Below are 18,135 nucleotides of genomic sequence, written 5' to 3' on the forward strand. Positions count from 1 at the left end.
GAAATCTTGATGGCGATCAATGCGCCCTCGGCTGGACCTACCGGATAGTGCGGCCTCGGAAAACCGAACCGCAACATCTGGTGACCACCGCGACCCAAATCGATCCGACTTCGTCGCTGAACGAATACCTCGACCGCGAGGATTGGCGGGTCAACGCGAATGCCAACCAGGGCTATTCCCTTGGCGGCATGATTCTCAATCTCGGCGGCAAGCTGACCGCCAACTACTGGCTCGACCACATCTATCCCGAGCCTATCGGCCGCGCGCATCGCCAGGCCGATTTTCATCTGCACGACCTCGACATGCTTGCCGGTTACTGCGCCGGCTGGTCGCTGCGCGCGCTGCTCGCGGAGGGATTCAACGGCGTGCCGAACAAGGTCGAGTCGCGCCCGCCGCGGCATCTGCGCACATCGCTCGGGCAGATGGTGAATTTTCTCGGCACGCTGCAGAATGAATGGGCCGGCGCGCAGGCTTTCAGTTCCGTCGACACGTATCTCGCGCCCTTCGTCCGCGCCGATCGACTCGACGAAGACACCGTCCGGCAGAATCTGCAGGAATTCGTTTTCAACCTGAACGTCCCATCGCGCTGGGGCACGCAGACGCCCTTCACGAATCTCACCTTCGACTGGGTCTGCCCGGAGGATCTGCGCGGGCAGCATCCGCTCATCGGCGGGGAGCCCGCCGCATTCACCTACGGCGATCTCGGCGAGGAAATGCGGATCATCAATCGCGCGTTCCTGCAGGTGATGATCGCTGGCGACGCCCGGCAGCGCATCTTCACGTTCCCGATCCCGACCTACAACATCACCGAGGATTTTCCGTGGGAAAGCGACGACGTCGATCTGCTCTTCGAGGTCACCGCGAAATACGGGCTGCCGTATTTCCAGAATTTCCTGCGCTCCGATCTCCAGCCTGGCATGGTGCGCTCGATGTGCTGCCGCCTGCAGCTCGACCTGCGCGAGTTGCTCAAGCGCGGGAACGGGCTCTTCGGCTCGGCCGAACAGACCGGCTCGCTCGGCGTCGTCACGATCAATGCCGCGCGGCTGGGCTACCTGCGCGCCGGCGACGAGTCCGCGCTCATGGAACGGCTCGAGGAATTGATGGACCTCGCGCGCGACAGTCTCGAGATCAAGCGCGACGTCATCCAGCAGCAGATGGATCGCGGCCTCTATCCCTACACGCGCCGGTATCTCGGCACGCTGCGCAATCATTTCTCCACGATCGGCATCAACGGCGTGAACGAGTGCATCCGGAATTTCACCGGCGACGCGGAGGACATTTCCACCCTATGGGGCCAGGCTTTTGCACTGCGACTCCTCGACCGCATGCGCGAGCGCATCACCGCCTTCCAGCAGCAGACCGGGCACCTCTACAATCTCGAGGCCACACCCGCGGAAGGCACGACCTATCGCTTCGCCCGATCCGATCGCGCCTGTTTTCCAGAAATGCTGCAGGCCGGAACGCCGAACGCCCCCTACTACACGAACTCGACGCAGCTGCCCGTGGGTTTCACCGACGATCCCTTCTCCGCCCTCGATCACCAGGAGGAACTCCAACGCCGCTACACCGGCGGCACCGTCTTCCATCTTTATCTTCCGGAGCGTGTGTCCACCGGCCGCGCATGCCGCGACCTCGTCCGCCGCGTGCTCACGCGCTTCCGCATCCCGTATCTCACGATCACGCCCACGTTCTCGATCTGCCCCGCGCACGGCTACCTCGCTGGCGAGCACGAGTTTTGTCCGCGCTGCGATGCCGAGCGCCTGGCTCGCAAGCAGCAAGAAAGCTTATGAAAAAAATCGAACTCGAAGACCACGAGCGCCAGCGGTGCGAAGTGTGGACGCGCGTGATGGGCTACCATCGGCCCGTCTCGCAATTCAACATCGGCAAGCAGAGCGAACACCACGAGCGCCTTCCGTTCCGCAAATTGAAAACCGAGGAGCCCGTTGTCGCTGCGAGCTGAACCTGGCCTGCGGGTCGGCGGATTCGTCCCATTTTCGACCGTCGATTTTCCCGGCCGTCTCGCCGCGGTTGTCTTCTGCCAGGGCTGTCCGTGGCGCTGCCGCTACTGCCACAACCCGCATCTGCAGTCGTTCGACGGAGGCACCGCCGACTGGCCGCGCATCGAGGCTTTCCTCGAGACAAGGCGCGGATTGCTCGATGCCGTGGTCTTCAGCGGCGGAGAGCCCACCGCCCAGCTTGGGCTGCCTGCGGCCATGCGAACTGCGCGGCGCATGGGCTTTGCCGTGGGGCTGCACACGGCCGGAATTTTCCCATTCCCCCTCCGCCGGGCGCTGGATTACGTGGATTGGGTCGGCCTTGATATCAAGGCGCCGTTCGAGCGTTACGCCGAGACCACCGGCTGCCGCGCAAGCGGACGAAATGCCGAAGACTCGCTGCGCATTTTGCTGGGATCGGGCGTGGACTACGAGCTGCGCACAACGGTCCATCCCTCTCTCCTCGACGACGCCGGGAAAAATCAAATTCGCCGGACGCTGGACCGCTTCGGCGCCCGTCCCACCCGCTGGCAGGAATTCCGCCCCGCCGGCTGCGCCGACATGGAACTCAACGCCGCTTTCCAGGCCAATTTTTGACTTGGATCAACGACGGCGCGCATCATTCCTGCGATTTTTCCTCTCATGCAATCCATCGGCTCCCTCGTGGACCGTCCTGCGACCATCACGTGGGAGGTGACGCGCGGCGCGATGGAAGGCCATCGGAGTCCGCGGTTCTGCACCGACCTGACCGCCCGCGAATGTCGCAACGTCGTCGACCAGATCGCCGAAGCCGCCCCGCAGATTCTCCTCATCTCGGGCGATGTGGTGGCGCGACGCGACCTCGTGGAAATCATCGCGCGCGCAGATGCGCATGGCATCTGGGTCGCCCTTCGACCCGCGATCCGGCGCGGGCTGCTCGACGTCGATTTCGGCGCACTGCGCCATGCCGGCTTGCGCAGCCTGTCCGTGAATCTTGGCAGCACTCGCACCGCTGGAATGGATCGCCGCATTTCCACCGCGCTGGATGTCCTCACCGCCGCACGCCGCGCGCGTCTCGCCATCCAAATCAAGACGACTCTCCCCGACTTCGACGATCTCCCGCGCGTCATCCGCATTATGAGATCGCTCCAGCCCGCGGAATGGAGAACTTCCTTGCCCGTGCCTCGCCGCGGCGAGGAGCCCCTCAATCCGAATCTCACGGAGAAGATGCTCAGTGCGTTGAGTCTTTTTCCATCGGCCACGGGCGTTCCACTGGGCATCAGCAACGCCCCGCACATCCGTCGGATCTCCATACAGGCCCACGCCGTCCCCCATCCGCGCCGGCGTCGCATCGTTCCGCTCAACGACGGACGCGGCCGCCTTTTCGTCTCCCATCGTGGGGAAATCATGCCCGGCTCCGCGCTACCGATCGCCTGCGGCAATGTTCGCCTTCATCATCTTCTCGACATCTATCGGGAGGCTCCAGTTTTTCAGCGGCTGAGAAACCCGAATCTGCTCAGGGGAAAATGTGGCCGATGCGGATTCCGCCTCGTCTGCGGAGGCTCTCGCGCCCGGGCCTACGCCGCCACCGGCGATTACCTTGCCTCGGACCCCGCCTGTGCGTTCGCGTCCGCGGCTCCACGCCCGGCATCGGACGAGGCGCTCCTCGCTTCCTGACCCTTTCATGAAAATCCCTGCCCTGCTCCGCGCACTTTTGTTGAGACTGAATCCCGACCTCGCTCATTCGCGCTCTGCCGACAATCCGCAGCGTTTGCACGAGCTTCCGAACGGCTCATCCGCGTCCATCACCGGCCTTGCCCTTCCTGACGACGCACGCCGGCGGCTGCTCGAGCTCGGCTTCCTCCCCGGCACGCCGCTGCACGCCATAAGGCGCGCGCCACTCGGCGATCCGCTCCAGGTCGAAGTGTGCGGCTATCATCTCTCCCTCCGCCGCCGCGAGGCGTCCGGCATCCTCATCGAACCCCGATGAGCGCCGGCATTCTCCTCGATCAGCCTCCCAAAAAGAATCGCACCCGCCTGGTCGCGCTTGCGGGAAATCCGAACAGCGGCAAGAGCACCATCTTCAACGCCCTCACCGGCCTGCGGCAAAAAGTCGCGAACTATCCCGGCGTGACCGTTGAAAAGAAAACGGGGCGCTTTGCCGGGATGCATGGCGAGTTCATGGACGCGCTCGATCTCCCCGGCACCTATAGCCTCGACGCGCAAAGCCCCGACGAGGCCATTGCACGCGACGTGCTGCTCGGCCACCGGCAGGACACCCGCCGCCCGGACGTTGTCGTGAGTGTCGTGGACGCGTCGAACGTCGAGCGCAATCTCTACCTCACCACCCAGCTCGGCGACCTCGGCATTCCGGTCGTGGTCGCGCTGAACATGGTCGATGTCGCGGAGCAAAAAGGCATCCGCATCGATCCCGACTCCCTCGAGCGAAGGCTTGGAATGCCGGTCGTTCCGATGGTCGCGTCGAAGGGCAAAGGTCTCGTGGAGCTCAAATCCCGGCTCGCGCAGGCCCGCACGACGCGACCTGGCGGCGCCACCCTCTCCTCCAGCGTGGAGGATCGCTACGCGCGGATTCGCGAGATTTGCTCCGGCGCCGTGCGGCGTCCCGACTCTCCGCGCCGCTCGCTCACCGATCGCGTGGACGCCGTTCTCACTCATCGCGTCTGGGGCTGGGTGTTCTTCCTCTCGCTCATGGCGCTGCTCTTTTTCTCGATCTTCCAGATCGCGGCATGGCCGATGGAGGGAATCGAGTCCGCCACCGCATTCGCCGGGGAATGGCTCGGCGGCCGCATGCCCGCCGGCGACCTTCGCAGCCTGCTCACGGACGGCGTCGTGGCGGGCGTCGGAGGCGTCGTCGTCTTCCTGCCGCAGATTTTGATCCTCTTTTTCTTTCTCGGATTGCTCGAGGACAGCGGCTACATGGCGCGCGGCGCGTTCATCATGGACCGCCTCATGGCCATGGTCGGACTGCATGGCAAGTCCTTCATCCCGCTGCTCAGCTCGTTCGCCTGCGCGATCCCCGGCGTCATGGCGGCCCGCACCATCGAGAATCGCGGCGACCGCCTGGCGACCATCCTGATCTGCCCGCTCATGAGCTGCTCGGCGCGGTTGCCCGTCTATGCGCTGATGATCGCGGTGCTCCTGCCGGCCGGGACCGGCGCCGCCTGGACGAAGGCCGGCATCATGCTCGCGATGTATGTGCTGGGAGTGGCCGCGGCCTTCGTGACGGCGTGGCTGCTCAAGCGCACGGTCTTTCGCGGCGAGCCGTCGATGCTGCTGCTCGAGATGCCGCCCTACCGGCTCCCCTCGCTGCGCAACACCTTTCTCCGCATGTGGGAGCGTGGCCGCATCTTCCTCACGCACGCGGGCACCACGATCCTCGCGCTATCCATCGTGCTGTGGGCCATGATGACCTATCCCAAGCCCGCGCAATCCGACACACCGCCCTCGCAGGCGCTTTCCGGCAGCCTCGCGGGCCGCATGGGCCACGCGCTGGAGCCAGTGATTCGCCCGCTCGGCTACGATTGGAAGATCGGCATCGGGCTCATTGCATCCTTCGCGGCGCGCGAGGCTTTCGTCGGCACGATGGCGATCGTTCACAACGTAGGCGACGACGGCGACGGCAGCGTCACCCTGCGCGACGCGTTGCGCGCGGAACGGCGAGCCGACGGTTCACCGGTTTACACACCCCTGGTCTGCATCGGGCTGATGGCCTTCTACGTGCTCTCGATGCAATGCATGAGCACGCTGGCCGTGGTGCGCCGCGAGACGAATAGCTGGCGCTGGCCGATCTTCCAGTTCGCTTACATGACCGCGCTCGCCTACGGAGCAAGCCTCCTCATTTACCAGGGCGGCCGCCTGCTGGGATTCCAATGAACTGGCAATCGCTAACCGTCATGGCGCTGGTTCCCGGGGCTGCATTCTATCTGGCCTGGAAAAGCTTTCGCGCAAGCCGCTGCCGGTGCGGCGGATGCCGCTGTCCCGTCTCCCCGGGCGTCCCGGCAGCGGGCGGCGTGCCTGGAGTCAGGCCGCCGCAGCGCAGGACTCCCGTTCCGACCAGTCGGATCGCAGAGCCCGTGGATCCTGCACGATGATTCGCCTCCCCCGGACGACGAGATAACCCGAGTCGCTCAACTGGCGCAGCGTTCGAGAGAGAGTTTCCTGCCGCACGCCCAGCTCGCTGGCGAGGTTGCGCTTGGTGGTGCCGAGGTCGATTTCGACCGCGGCCGATGCGTCCGCGCAGCGACGCAACAACCAATGCACGAAACGCGTCACGCTGTCCCCGGTGACGAAATCCTCGAACGAGGTCGCCAGGTCGTGGACGCTCCGCTCCATCAAGGACAGCAGGCGCAACGCAAGCTCGGGACAGTGCCGGCATTTTTCCGCGAAGTCGCGCCAGGGAATCATCACGATCTCCGAAGAAACAATCGCCCGAGCATCGGCAGGACATCCCTCGCCAGCCTCATCCGGAGTCTCCGCAAGCATCTCTCCCTCGCGATAAAAATGAATGACGACTTCACGACCGTCCAAAGCGACGCGATGTAGATTCACGATCCCGCGGCGCACGAAATAGAGACCAGTTGCAGGCTCTGCCCGGTGGAAGAGGTAGTCGTCTTTCCGGAGCGACCTGACGATTGCGCTAACAGCAAGATCGCGGAGGTCCGCCTCCGGCAGATCACGGAACAACGCACGCTGGCGCAGAAAGTAACGCAGCGCTTCGGTGCGAAACTCCACGGCCGCGCGGCTTGCAGGCGGCGTCATTTTGGATCGCAGTCGGGGATGGGACGAAACCGGGAGCGAATGGGTTCTCACAAGGGGTGCTAGAAGGTCACGCCCATGTGCAGGCCAAAGACGTTGGCGTTATGCGCGATCCCGGTGCCATCGGGGCGGACGATGTATTGCCAGAACGGCTGGAGATAGATGAACTTCGTGAGTTGCACGCGATAGTCGGCCTCGACAACCGCCTCGTAAGTTTGATGCACGGATTGGCCGGCATCCGCCTCCGCGACGATCTTGTCGTAGCTGTAGTTTCCGTAGCCGAAGGCAATGCCCAGCTGGTCGCGATCGCGTCCGGGGATGAGGCCCTTGTAGACAAGCCCGGTGTGGAAATAGAACGGCATGGCGTTGTCGTAAGCCGGCGCAAAATTGACGAACGAAAACGCATAGAGCCCCTCTTCGCTGAGCTTGGGCTCCGTCACGGGCTCCTTGAAATTCTTTCCGGCCAGCGCGGGCGCCGGGGCCGGTGATGGCTCCCGAAACAGCATCTGGTCGGCCTGCCAGTAGAACGTGTATTTTTGATCGCAAACTTCGCCATCGAACGCCTTGTTCTCCAAGCCCCAATAGATCGAACCGAAGGCGTATTTACCGGGAAGTTTCGCGGCGCCGAGCTTCGGCGTGACGCCGGTCTCGGCGAGGAAGTAGAGACCGTTGTCGCTGGGGTTCGGAGCATAGCCGGCAAGGTCGAGCCCGTGATTCGGCATCTTCGTGGCCTGGGGTATGGCAAGGTAGAGTCCCGCCATCGCGTAATACCAATCCACCGGCTTCACCTTCAGAAATCCGCCCCACGCCGCATAGCTGCTACTCCATGGGAAGCCGTTCACGCCACCAATGCCTTTCGTGACGGCGATGGCATTGCTCATGAAGAGCTTGGAATCAGGCTGGTCGGCGAAGAAATCGTAGGGGTTCTGCCAGCCTCCGGAGATCGTGAGCAGCTTCTTCACACCGAAGAGCTCGGGCGTCACGTAGGTGAGATAGAACGGCATGAGCCGCCACTGCTGGCCGCTCTGGTATTTGGAAGGATTGAAGTTGCTGGAGGCGCCGACGTATTCGTTCGGATTGCGGCCGTCGCGCCAGCGCACGGAGCCATCCGCGGTGAGTCCCTCGATGCCGGCGAGCTTGCCGAAGTCGAGCGTGATGCCGAGGCGGATCTCCTCGTCGAAGGCGCCGCGCGGCGAGTCGAGCCCGCCACCGGTGAGTCCGTAAAACGTGCCTTTCCAATAGCCATGCACGTCGATGCCGTGATTCTCGAGCGTGTCGCGCACACCGAACCAACCACCGCTCGCGTATTTCCCTTTCACCCAATCCGCGAAGGCGGAACCCGAGGGTTCGGCTGGCCCGGCGTGGAGCGCGGCGAAAATGGCGAAGAACAATCCTGCCAGGATGAAAAGAAGGAGGTGGGTCCGGCGACGTTGAGAGAGCTGTTCGATGTTCATTGATCGGGTCGCTGTCGACCCGTGCGCCCAACCTCCCGATTTCGCCTCCGTCCGGCTCTCCGTCCGTTGGGAGAAAGCCGCTCAAAATTGTCTTTTCCGCCAATCAGGATTGCGCGGTCTGCACCGCCGTGAGCGCGATGGTGTAGACGATATCCTCGACGAGAGCACCTCGGGAAAGATCGTTCACCGGGCGGCGCAACCCCTGCAGCATCGGACCGATGGAAACGACGTTCACGACGAGAACTTTCGCGCTCATGCGCCACACCTCGCGCACGCGCAGGGAAGCTGGGCAAAAAAATCGTTACCCTTGTCATCCACGAGAATGAAGGCCGGGAAGTCCTCGACGCGGATGCGATAGACGGCCTCCATGCCCAGCTCCGGAAATTCGATCAACTCGACCTCGCGGATGTTTTCCTGCGCGAGCAGCGCCGCCGGCCCCCCAATGCTGCCGAGGTAAAATCCCCCGTGATTTCGGCACGCATCGGTGACCTCTTTGCTGCGATTCCCCTTTGCCAGCATGACGAGCGAGCCGCCATGGCTCTGGAAAAGATCGACATAGCTGTCCATGCGACCGGCTGTCGTCGGACCAAACGACCCGCTCGGGAATCCCTCCGGCGTTCTGGCTGGTCCGGCGTAATAGACCGGATGATTCTTGAGATAATCAGGCAGGCCGCCGCCCGCATCGAGCCGCTCCTTGAGCTTCGCGTGCGCGATGTCACGGGCGACGATGATCGTGCCATTCAACGAGAGACGCGTGGCGACGGGGTAATGGGACAGCTCCGCCCGGATCTCGGCCATAGGCTTGTCGAGGTCGATCCGCACCACAGTGGCATCGGTCGCGTTGCGATATCGCGCGGGAATGAAGCGACCGGGATTGTCCTCCAGCTGCTCGAGCCAAACGCCGTATCGATCGATCTTCGCCTTGATGTTCCGGTCCGCGGAGCAGGACACGCCCATGCCTACGGGACAGGAGGCCCCATGCCTTGGAAGCCGGATCACGCGCACGTCCAGCGCGAAGTGCCTGCCGCCGAATTGCGCGCCGATGCCCAGGGATCGCGCGCCTTCGAGCAGCCGCGCCTCGAGGTCGCGATCGCGAAAGGCACGCCCCGTCTCGTCACCCGAATCCGGGAGCGCATCGAAATATTTCGCCGAAGCCAGCTTGACCGTTTTCAGGCACGTTTCCGCGCTGGTGCCGCCGATGACGAAGGCCACATGGTAGGGCGGGCAGGCCGCCGTGCCGAGAGAGCGCATTTTCTCGAGGAGGAAAGCCTCGAGGCTCTGAGAATTGAGCAGGGCCTTCGTCTCCTGAAACAGATAGGTCTTGTTGGCCGAACCGCCGCCTTTGGCGATGAACAGGAAACGATATTCCTCACCGTCGCAGGCGGCGATGTCGATCTGAGCGGGGAGATTCGTGCCGGAGTTTTTTTCCCGGTAGAGATCGAGCGCCACGGTCTGCGAGTGGCGAAGATTTTCTTCGCGGTAGGTCTGATAAATGCCGAGAGAAAGCGCCTCCGCATCACCGCCACCTGTCCAGACCTGTTGTCCTTTCCGGGCCACGATCGTCGCGGTGCCGGTGTCCTGGCAAAGCGGAAGCACGCCTCGCGCCGCCACCTCGGCGTTGCGCAGCAACGAAAGCGCGACGAAGCGGTCGTTCTCGCTCGACTGCGGATCGTCGAGAATGGCGGCCACCTGGGACAGGTGGCTGTTTCGCAGCAGAAACGCGCAATCGCGAAAAGCGACTCGCGCCATCTCCGCCAGGGCGTTTGCGGAAACTCTCAGGACCGACAGGCCGTCGAATTCGTCGACGGAAACGCCATGGCGAGTCAGCAAGCCATAGCGGGTGTTGTCTTTCTCGATCGGGAACGGGTCATGATAACGGAAGGGAGTGGTTTGCATGATTTCAGACGCGCCATCCCTGGAGGATGCGCATGTAGTTCGCGCGTTCGTATGCCGAAGGATCCGGGCAATGGCGCAGGCTCATCGATCCGCGCAACTGGTCGAGCGAGTCGTAGTCGTGCTCCTCGAGCCATTGCCGCATTTCCCGGAGGACGACGCCGAGGTGCTCCGGGCCATGCTTCAGCAATGCGGAAACCATTTGCACCGCATCCGCGCCGGCCATGATCGCCTTGATCGCATCCGTGGCCGTATGCACACCCCCGCTCACCGCGAGCGAGCCCTCGACGCGACTGAAAAGAATCGCCAGCCAGCGCAGGCGCAGGCGCAGCTCGGACGAGTCGGATAGCTTCAGCGTCGGAAGCGCCTCGAGATTCTCGATGTCGATGTCGGGTTGGTAAAAGCGGTTCAAAAGGACGAGTCCGCTCGATCCGGCCGCCGCGAGCTTGCGCGCAAAATTCGGCAGCGAGGAGACAAACGGCGAAAGCTTGATCGACACCGGGATCGCCACGCTTCGCCGCACCGAGCGCAAGACCTCCACCGCCTCATTCTCCACGGACGTCGCGGTCTGCACGGGATCGGTGGGCAGATGGTAATAGTTCAGCTCGATGGCATCCGCGCCGGCGCGCTCCATCTCGCTCGCCATGCGGATCCATCCGCCGATCGTCGTGCCGTTGAGCGATGCGATGACCGGCACATCCACGGCGTCCTTGATGCGCCGCAATTGCTCCAGATACTGGCCGGGACTCAGGGCGAAATCATCGGCCTCCGGCAGAAAGCTTCCCGCCTCGTTAAAGGAGTCGAGGTAGCTCTCGACCGCATTCGCGTAGCCCCGCTGCTCGAGTGCGATCTGCTCCTCGAAGAGCGAATGCATCACGATGGCGGAGGCGCCCGCATCCTCGAGGCGGCGCACCATGTCGAGGTCGTCGACGAGCGGCGACGCGCCCGGCATGAGCGGATGCTTGAGGGTGAGACCAAGATAATTCGTAGTGAGGTTCATGATGCGGTTGGGGCGAGCGGCGTCGCCAATCGAGTGTGAAGTTGCCAGCGGAGGTCGGCCCCGAGCTGCGCGGAGGCCTGCAAGTCGAGGAACCGGCGCGTGTCGGATTTTTCGATCATGCGAAAGCGGAGTTCGTTCTCCAGATAGCGCGCGACGGGAATCCTCGGCGGGCCGCTGTCGAGCTGCAGCGCGGGCATTCCCGCCTCGCCGCGACGGGGATCGAACCGATAAAGCGGCCAGATGCCGGACTCGACCGCCTTCTTCTGCTGCGAGAGACCGTTCCGCAGCGCATAGCCGTGGGCGATGCAATGGCTGTAGGCGATGATGAGCGAGGTGCCGGGGAAATTTTCGGCCTCGTCGAAGACCTTCACGGTCTGTGAATCCTTCGCGCCCATCGCGACGCGTGCCACGTAGGCCGAGCCGTAGGTCATGGCGATCAATCCGAGATCCTTCTTCGGTCGCGACTTGCCCGAGACGGCGAATTTCGCGCTCGCGGCGAGCGGGGTGGATTTCGACTGCTGCCCGCCGGTGTTCGAATAAACCTCGGTGTCGAGGACAAGGATGTTCACATCGCGTCCGAGCGAAATCACATGGTCGAGGCCGCCGAACCCGATGTCGTAGGCCCAGCCATCGCCGCCGACGATCCACACGCTCTTGCGGACAAGGGCATCCGCGACCGCGTCAAGACGGCGTGCGGCGGGATCGGAACCCAGTTTCAGGCGCAACGCGGCGACCCGCTCGCGCTGCCTGGCGATCGCAGCCTCGCCGCGCTGGTCGGCATTCAGGATCTCCGAGACGAAGGCGTCGCCGAGTTTCGGCGCGAGCAGTTGCAGCAGTTCGCGAGCAATCTCGTTCTGCTTGTCCAGCGCGAGGCGCATGCCGAGCCCGTATTCCGCGTTGTCCTCGAAGAGCGAATTCGACCAGGCGGGGCCGAGGCCGGCGGCGTTCGTCGTGTAGGGCGTCGTGGGCAGATTGCCGCCGAAGATCGAGGAACATCCGGTGGCGTTCGCAATCAACGCGCGGTCGCCGAAAAGCTGGGTGAGCAGCTTGAGGTAGGGGGTCTCGCCGCAGCCCGCGCAGGCGCCGGAATATTCGAAAAGAGGTTCGCCGAACTGGCTGCTTTTGACCTCGGGTTTCAGGCCCGCGCGATCTGGCGAGGGAAGTCCGAGAAAGAAGGCGTAGTTCTCGCGCTCGGCGAGGCGCAACGGAGCCTGCGGTTGCATGTTGATCGCCTTGCGGCGCTGATCGGCCTTGTCCTTCGCCGGACAGGCTTCGACGCAAAGGCCGCAGCCCGTGCAGTCCTCGGGCGCGATCTGGAGTGTGTATTTCCGCCCCGGAAACTCCGCCGAGCGGAAATCTGCCGATTTGAACGAAGCCGGCGCCGTGACGAGCAGATCGGGCTCATAGAATTTCGGCCGGATGCAGGCGTGCGGGCAGACGAGAGCGCACTTGTTGCACTGGATGCACAGGTCCGCCTCCCAGGCGGGAATTTCGTCGGCGAGGTTTCTTTTCTCCCATTTCGATGTTCCGGTTGGCCACGTCCCATCGACAGAAAATGCACTCACCGGCAGGAGATCGCCCTTGCCCTCCAGCATGACGCCGGTCGTCCGCTGCACGAAATCCGGCGCTTCCGGCGGAACGGGCGCCGCGCGGCGCGCACTAAAAACGACGGTATCGCGCAGCACCTCGATCTCACGCAACGCCGCCAATGCGTTGTCCACGGCGGCACAGTTTCGTTCCACGATCTCCTCCCCTTTGCGACCGTAGGTCTTGTCGATCGCCTTTTTGATATGGGCGATCGCCTCGTCCCGCGGCAGCACGCCCGAAAGCGCGAAGAAGCAGGTCTGCATGATGGTATTGGTCCTGTCGCTCAAGGCGGACTCGCGGGCGACGCGCGCGGCATCGATTACGAAGCAACGAAGCCCTCGCCGCAGGATTTGCTCCTGCGCTTCCTGCGGCAGGTGCTCCCAGACATTTTCCGGGGCGTAGACGGAATTCAGCAGGATCGTCGCCCCATCGGCGGCACAGCCAAGCACGTCCTGACGCGTCAGAAAGTCGAAGTGGTGACACGCGACGAAGTTTGCGCGCTTGATGAGATAATGCGCGGCGATGGGTCGCGGTCCGAAGCGCAGGTGCGAGATCGTCATCGCACCCGATTTCTTCGAGTCGTAGACGAAGTATCCCTGCGCGTAGTTCGGCGTCTTCTCGCCGATGATCTTGATGGAATTCTTGTTCGCGCCGACGGTCCCATCGGACCCGAGGCCATAGAAAACGGCGCGCACGACGCCGGTATCCTCGATGTCGAACGTGGAATCGACGCGCAACGAGCGACCGGTCACGTCATCGGTGATTCCGACGGTGAAATGATTCTGCGGACACTCCTTTTTCAACTCGTCGAAAACAGCGCGCGCCATCGCGGGATCGAATTCCTTGGAGGAAAGCCCGTAGCGGCCGCCGATCACCAGCGGCTCGACCTCGAAGGCCGAAAGTCCCGCGGCGCGGGCCTCCGCAAGCGCGGCGACCACATCGAGATAAAGCGGCTCGCCGACGGAGCCGGGCTCCTTGGTGCGATCCAGCACGGCGATACTGCGCACCGATCTCGGCAGCGCGTTGACGAAGTCAGGAGTCGAGAACGGGCGGTAGAGTCGCACTTTCAAGACGCCCACGCGCTCGGCATCCGCGTTCAATGCGGCGGCGGTTTCCTCGGCCGTCTCGGCGCCGGACCCGATCGCCACGATCACGCGCTCGGCCTCGGGATGCCCCACGTATTGGAAAAGCTCGTAGCTTCGGCCGGTCAGCGCTGCGAAGTGCTCCATGAGCCGCTGCACGACGGTGGGCACGCGCTCGTGAAAGGCGTTCGACGCTTCGCGCGCCTGGAAAAAGACATCGGGATTTTGCGCGGTGCCCCGAATGGCCGGGTGATCGGGCGAGAGCGCGCGGCGGCGAAACTGCGCGATCCACTTCTCGTTGAGCATGCGGCGCAGGGTCTCGTCCTCCAGCAGCTCAATCTTCGCCACCTCGTGCGAGGTGCGAAATCCGTCGAAGAAGTGGAGGCACGGCACCGAGGTCGCGAGCGTGGCGCAGTGCGCGATGCAGGCCATATCCTGCGCCTCCTGCACGGAGTTCGACGCCAGCATGGCAACACCGGTCTGGCGACAGGCCATGACATCGGAGTGATCGCCGAAGATCGAGAGAGCGTGCGTGGCCACGGCGCGCGCCGTGACATGAAAGCAGAAGGGAAGCAGCTCGCCCGCGATCTTGTAGAGATTGGGGATCATCAGCAGGAGCCCCTGAGATGCAGTGAAAGTGGTGGTGAGCGAGCCCGTCTGCAACATGCCATGCACCGCGCCGGCAACGCCGCCTTCGGACTGCATCTCGACGAGGTGCGGCACAGTCTTCCACAGATTCGGCCGCCGTTTCGCAGACCACTCGTCGCACCACTCCGCCATCGGGGATGAAGGCGTGATCGGATAGATGGCGACGGTCTCGCTCAGCCGATAGGCGACGGACGCGACCGCTTCGTTCGCGTCGAGAGTTGCGCACTTCATGCAGGCAGTTAAAGGCCGGCAAGCCATTGCGACTTTGTATGCGTTGGCGGAGGCTCGCCGTTTCTTGTCAATTATTCCGCGGCGAGAGCAGATGCTCCGCTCGCTCGAGCGCCTGGTCGATGCTTGCGCAGAAGTTGTCCAGGCCGATGCGATCGGCCAGGCCGGACTCGTGCATGACCTTCATCGGCTGTGGCTGAACGGCCGTGAGCAGCACATGCACGCCGTCGCGCTGCATTTTCTCGACCGCCACTTCGAGCGCATGCAGGCCGCTCGCGTCCATCAGCGGAACGAGTCGCATGCGAAAGATGACGACCTGCGGCCTGCCGCCGGAGCCGCGCAGCGCGACCTCGAGCTTGTCCGCGGCGGCAAAGAAGAGCGGACCGTTGATTCGGAAAAGGACGACGCCGGCCGGCACGGCCTTGCCGCGCAGCGACAGGCCGCCTTCCATTTCCGTGTCGGAGTCCGGAGTGAGCAGCCGAACGTGCGTCATTTCCTCCATGCGGCGCACGAACAGGATAACGGCCATGACCATTCCGCAACCCACGCCGGCGGTGAGATCGAGCGCCACCGTGAGCGCGAACGTCGCGATCATGACGGCGAAGTCCGTGCGCGGGCCGTGCCAGAGTTCGACGAACGTGTGCCATTCCGCCATCCGCACCGCGACAACGAGAAGGATCGCACTAAGCGCGGCGAGCGGGATGTATTTTGCCAGCGGTGCGGCGAGGAGGACGATGGCCAGCAGCACGACCGAATGGACGATTCCCGCCACCGGCCCCCGGGCTCCGTGGCGGATGCTGGCGGCCGTGCGGGCGATGGCACCCGTTGCCGCAATCCCGCCAAAGAGCGGAGTCACGAGATTTGCGACGCCCTGGCCGATGAGTTCCTGGTTCGAGTCGTGGCGGGTGTCGTTCATCCCATCGGCGACAGTGGCGGAGAGCAGGCTTTCGATCGCTCCCAGCGCGGCGATGGTCGCGGCCACGCCGATCAACTCCCGCAGGCGATCCAGCGAGATGGCGGGAAAATGCCAGCCCGGCAATCCCGCGGGAATGCCGCCGAACTTCGTGCCGATCGTTTCGACGTCCCATCCCGACCAGTAAACCAGGCACGAGCTTGCGACGACGGCGACGATGGCGGCGGGAATCTTGCGCGTGAGTCGGGGCCAGCCGACGACGATGGCAAGCGTCAGCAGCGAAACCGCGACCGCCGGCCAGCTCACGCCGCGAAGATGCGTCGCAAGCATGAGGATCTGCTGCGGGATGTGCTGCGGCATTGCGAGGCCGAGTCCAAGAGCCGCGTTGAGCTGCGCGGTGAAAATGATGACCGCGATGCCGCTGGTGAAACCCGCCACCACGGGATACGGGACGAACCGCAGCAGCGTGCCCATGCGCAGCGCGCCCATCAGGATCAGCAGCGCCCCGGCCATCATCGTGGCCAGCGCGAGACCGGAGTAGCCATGGACCGCGACCACGCCCGCCAGCACGGGGACGAACGCTCCGGTCGGACCGCCGATCTGGAAGCGCGAGCCGCCGAGAGCGGAGATCAGGAAGCCGGCGATGATCGCCGTCCACAGCCCTTGCGCCGGCGAAACACCCGATGCGATGCCGAAGCCGATGGCCAAGGGCAGCGCGAGGAGCCCGACCGTCGCGCCCGCGCCGAGATCGTTGAAAAAGTCGTCGCGGCCGTAGCCGCGCCAGCCTTTCCCAATCGCAGGCACGAAAGCGGAGCCGGGCGTCATTGCTTCATCGAGAGAACGCGACGGCCGCCTCGAGCGCTACAAGAAAATCAGCACGAGCACCTGCGCGCAGACCACGCGCAGCAGCATCGTGAGCGGATAGACCGTGGCGTAGGAAATCGAGGGTGCATCGGAGCCGCTCACGGTGTTTGCAAAGGCGAGCGCGGGCGGGTCGGTCATGCTGCCGGCGAGGAGTCCGCAGATGGAAACGTAATTCGTCTTGAGGACGATTCGCGCGACCAGACCGACGGTGAACAGCGGGACGAGCGTGATGAGCATCGCCATGAGCATCCACTTCAACCCGTCGCCGTGGACGAGCGTGTCGACGAACTTCTCGCCCGAATGGAGACCGACGCACGAGAGGAAAAGCACGATGCCAATCTCGCGGATGGCGAAGTTTGCGTTGTTGGGCATATACCACAGCAGCGGGCCAATGCGGCCGACACGGCTGAGGATGATCGCCACGATCAGCGGGCCGCCGGCGAGGCCGAGCTTTACCGGCGCCGGGATGCCGGGAAACGCGATCGGGATGCTGCCGAGCAGCACGCCCAGGCCGATGCCAACGAAGACGGGAATGAGCTCGGTGTGGTTGAGTTTTTTCACCGAGTTTCCGAGGAAGGTCGAGACGCTTGCGATGTCGCTCTCGTTGCCGACAAGCACGACCATGTCGCCGAATTGCAACCGCTGCTCCGGCGTGGCGCTCAGCTCCACCTCCGCTCGCGTGACTCGCGTGACCGTGACCTCGTGCTCCTCGAGAAAATCGAGCTCGCCGAGGGCCTTTCCGAGGATCGCCTTCTTGGTGACGATCACGCGCCGCATCACGAGATTGCTCTTCACCGAGCGAAGGTCGACGCGGCTGATCTGGCCGATCATCAGGCGCAGTTCCTCGAGCCCCTTCGCCGGGCCGACAGCGTGAAGAATGTCGCCCGTGTGAATGATCTCGTCGGCCCTGGCCAGCTGCACCTGGTCGGCGCCGCGGTGCTTGATGCGGGAAATCACCACGCCGAGCCCGACGAGGCCGGGAATCTCGGTGAGCCGATGTCCGTCGAAATTCTCGTTGGTGACGATAAGCGTGACGTTGGCGAGTTTCTCCGAGGCCTTGCGCGTCTTGCTGAGCAGGTCGGCGGTTTCCTTTTTGAGATCCACGCGGAACAAGGCGCGCAGCAGCAGCATCGTGAGAATGATGCCGATGATTCCGAAGGGATATGCGACGGCGTAGCCAAGGCCAGGCAGCACGCTCGAGCCGGGCGGTAGATTGGGCAGGCTCCGGATCGCCTCCTGCGCGGCGCCGAGTGACGGAGTGTTCGTCGTGGCGCCGGAGAACAATCCAACCGCAGCCGCCATGTTAACCCCGCCGATCTTGCAGATCGCGACCGTGATCGCGGCGCCGAGGAGCACGATGGACGCCGCCATGAGATTCAGCGGCAGGCCCTCGCGCCGCAGCGACGCAAAGAAGCCGGGGCCGACCTGCATGCCGATCGTATAGACGAAGAGGATGAGTCCGAACTCCCGGGCAAATTCGAGCACGGGCGCGGAGATCGTGAATCCGAGGTGGCCCAGGGCGAGCCCGGAAAACAACACCCCGGCGATGCCAAGGCCGATGCCTTTGATCTTGAGACTGCCGAGCGCGAGACCCAGCGCAGCCACGATGGAAATAATGATGACGGAGTGCGCGACGCTTTCTCCGTGAATAAGTTGGTCCAGCCAGTTCATGTTTTCACTTGCCTGCGGGCGCCTGCAGAGACAAAGCAGGGCAGGC

14 protein-coding genes are annotated in these 18,135 nt (G+C 63.8%); 6 read left to right on the forward strand and 8 right to left on the reverse strand.

What is annotated here, in order from left to right:
* Positions 1-47 precede the first annotated feature (47 nt).
* From VIM61_11380 to feoB, 6 genes are read left to right on the forward strand one after another with little or no spacing between them, the layout of a single operon-like run.
* Positions 48-1,790, forward strand: coding sequence for a ribonucleoside triphosphate reductase (locus VIM61_11380; GenBank protein HEY8901002.1), 1,743 nt, complete (start codon positions 48-50; stop codon positions 1,788-1,790).
* Positions 1,787-1,960: an anaerobic ribonucleoside-triphosphate reductase gene (gene nrdD, locus VIM61_11385; GenBank protein HEY8901003.1), complete on the forward strand. Its 174-nt coding sequence runs from the start codon at positions 1,787-1,789 to the stop codon at positions 1,958-1,960. Before VIM61_11380 ends, nrdD begins: the two co-directional genes overlap by 4 nt.
* Positions 1,944-2,591, forward strand: coding sequence for an anaerobic ribonucleoside-triphosphate reductase activating protein (locus VIM61_11390; GenBank protein HEY8901004.1), 648 nt, complete (start codon positions 1,944-1,946; stop codon positions 2,589-2,591). Before nrdD ends, VIM61_11390 begins: the two co-directional genes overlap by 17 nt.
* A 45-nt stretch (positions 2,592-2,636) precedes the next feature.
* A complete protein-coding gene (locus VIM61_11395) occupies positions 2,637-3,650 on the forward strand; it encodes a hypothetical protein (protein ID HEY8901005.1) in 1,014 nt (337 codons plus the stop codon).
* Between the two features lie 7 nt (positions 3,651-3,657).
* A complete protein-coding gene (locus VIM61_11400; GenBank protein HEY8901006.1) occupies positions 3,658-3,963 on the forward strand; it encodes a FeoA family protein in 306 nt (101 codons plus the stop codon).
* A complete protein-coding gene (gene feoB / locus VIM61_11405; protein HEY8901007.1) occupies positions 3,960-5,867 on the forward strand; it encodes a ferrous iron transport protein B in 1,908 nt (635 codons plus the stop codon). Before VIM61_11400 ends, feoB begins: the two co-directional genes overlap by 4 nt.
* Positions 5,868-6,014: 147 nt before the next feature.
* Here the strand turns inward: feoB and VIM61_11410 are convergent, their stop codons facing one another.
* The 8 genes from VIM61_11410 to VIM61_11445 all read right to left on the reverse strand — a co-directional run bounded on the left by VIM61_11410 (position 6,015) and on the right by VIM61_11445 (position 18,089).
* Positions 6,015-6,752 carry a Crp/Fnr family transcriptional regulator gene (locus VIM61_11410; GenBank protein HEY8901008.1) on the reverse strand — a complete coding sequence of 246 codons (738 nt, stop codon included), beginning with the start codon at positions 6,750-6,752 and terminating at the stop codon, positions 6,015-6,017.
* Positions 6,753-6,811: 59 nt separating this feature from the next.
* Positions 6,812-8,203 (reverse strand): carbohydrate porin, encoded by a 1,392-nt coding sequence (locus VIM61_11415; protein HEY8901009.1) that lies wholly within the window; start codon positions 8,201-8,203, stop codon positions 6,812-6,814.
* Between the two features lie 103 nt (positions 8,204-8,306).
* Positions 8,307-8,459 carry a phosphate acyltransferase gene (locus tag VIM61_11420; GenBank protein ID HEY8901010.1) on the reverse strand — a complete coding sequence of 51 codons (153 nt, stop codon included), beginning with the start codon at positions 8,457-8,459 and terminating at the stop codon, positions 8,307-8,309.
* A complete protein-coding gene (locus VIM61_11425) occupies positions 8,456-10,099 on the reverse strand; it encodes a fumarate hydratase (GenBank protein HEY8901011.1) in 1,644 nt (547 codons plus the stop codon). The genes VIM61_11420 and VIM61_11425 overlap by 4 nt, the downstream gene beginning before the upstream one ends.
* 4 nt (positions 10,100-10,103) lie before the next feature.
* Complete coding sequence (locus VIM61_11430; GenBank protein HEY8901012.1) at positions 10,104-11,096, reverse strand: dihydroorotate dehydrogenase-like protein; 993 nt, start codon at positions 11,094-11,096, stop codon at positions 10,104-10,106.
* The gene (gene nifJ / locus VIM61_11435; GenBank protein HEY8901013.1) at positions 11,093-14,644 is read right to left on the reverse strand and encodes a pyruvate:ferredoxin (flavodoxin) oxidoreductase; all 3,552 of its coding nucleotides are present in this window, start codon (positions 14,642-14,644) and stop codon (positions 11,093-11,095) included. The genes VIM61_11430 and nifJ overlap by 4 nt, the downstream gene beginning before the upstream one ends.
* Positions 14,645-14,711: 67 nt before the next feature.
* Complete coding sequence (locus VIM61_11440) at positions 14,712-16,358, reverse strand: SulP family inorganic anion transporter (protein HEY8901014.1); 1,647 nt, start codon at positions 16,356-16,358, stop codon at positions 14,712-14,714.
* Between the two features lie 57 nt (positions 16,359-16,415).
* Positions 16,416-18,089 (reverse strand): putative transporter, encoded by a 1,674-nt coding sequence (locus VIM61_11445; GenBank protein HEY8901015.1) that lies wholly within the window; start codon positions 18,087-18,089, stop codon positions 16,416-16,418.
* Between the last annotated feature and the right edge of the window lie 46 nt (positions 18,090-18,135).

The organism is Chthoniobacterales bacterium (assembly GCA_036569045.1).
Lineage (GTDB): Bacteria > Verrucomicrobiota > Verrucomicrobiia > Chthoniobacterales > JAATET01 > JAATET01.

Bases quoted from the DNA above. Each gene is read 5' to 3' on its own strand.
- VIM61_11425 (HEY8901011.1), bottom strand. From the start codon at position 10,099: ATGCAAACCACTCCCTTCCGTTATCATGACCCGTTCCCGATCGAGAAA.
- nifJ (HEY8901013.1), bottom strand. From the start codon at position 14,644: ATGAAGTGCGCAACTCTCGACGCGAACGAAGCGGTCGCGTCCGTCGCC.
- VIM61_11395 (HEY8901005.1), top strand. From the start codon at position 2,637: ATGCAATCCATCGGCTCCCTCGTGGACCGTCCTGCGACCATCACGTGG.
- nrdD (HEY8901003.1), top strand. From the start codon at position 1,787: ATGAAAAAAATCGAACTCGAAGACCACGAGCGCCAGCGGTGCGAAGTG.
- VIM61_11420 (HEY8901010.1), bottom strand. From the start codon at position 8,459: ATGAGCGCGAAAGTTCTCGTCGTGAACGTCGTTTCCATCGGTCCGATG.
- VIM61_11430 (HEY8901012.1), bottom strand. From the start codon at position 11,096: ATGAACCTCACTACGAATTATCTTGGTCTCACCCTCAAGCATCCGCTC.
- VIM61_11410 (HEY8901008.1), bottom strand. From the start codon at position 6,752: ATGACGCCGCCTGCAAGCCGCGCGGCCGTGGAGTTTCGCACCGAAGCG.
- VIM61_11400 (HEY8901006.1), top strand. From the start codon at position 3,658: ATGAAAATCCCTGCCCTGCTCCGCGCACTTTTGTTGAGACTGAATCCC.
- VIM61_11415 (HEY8901009.1), bottom strand. From the start codon at position 8,203: ATGAACATCGAACAGCTCTCTCAACGTCGCCGGACCCACCTCCTTCTT.
- feoB (HEY8901007.1), top strand. From the start codon at position 3,960: ATGAGCGCCGGCATTCTCCTCGATCAGCCTCCCAAAAAGAATCGCACC.
- VIM61_11445 (HEY8901015.1), bottom strand. From the start codon at position 18,089: ATGAACTGGCTGGACCAACTTATTCACGGAGAAAGCGTCGCGCACTCC.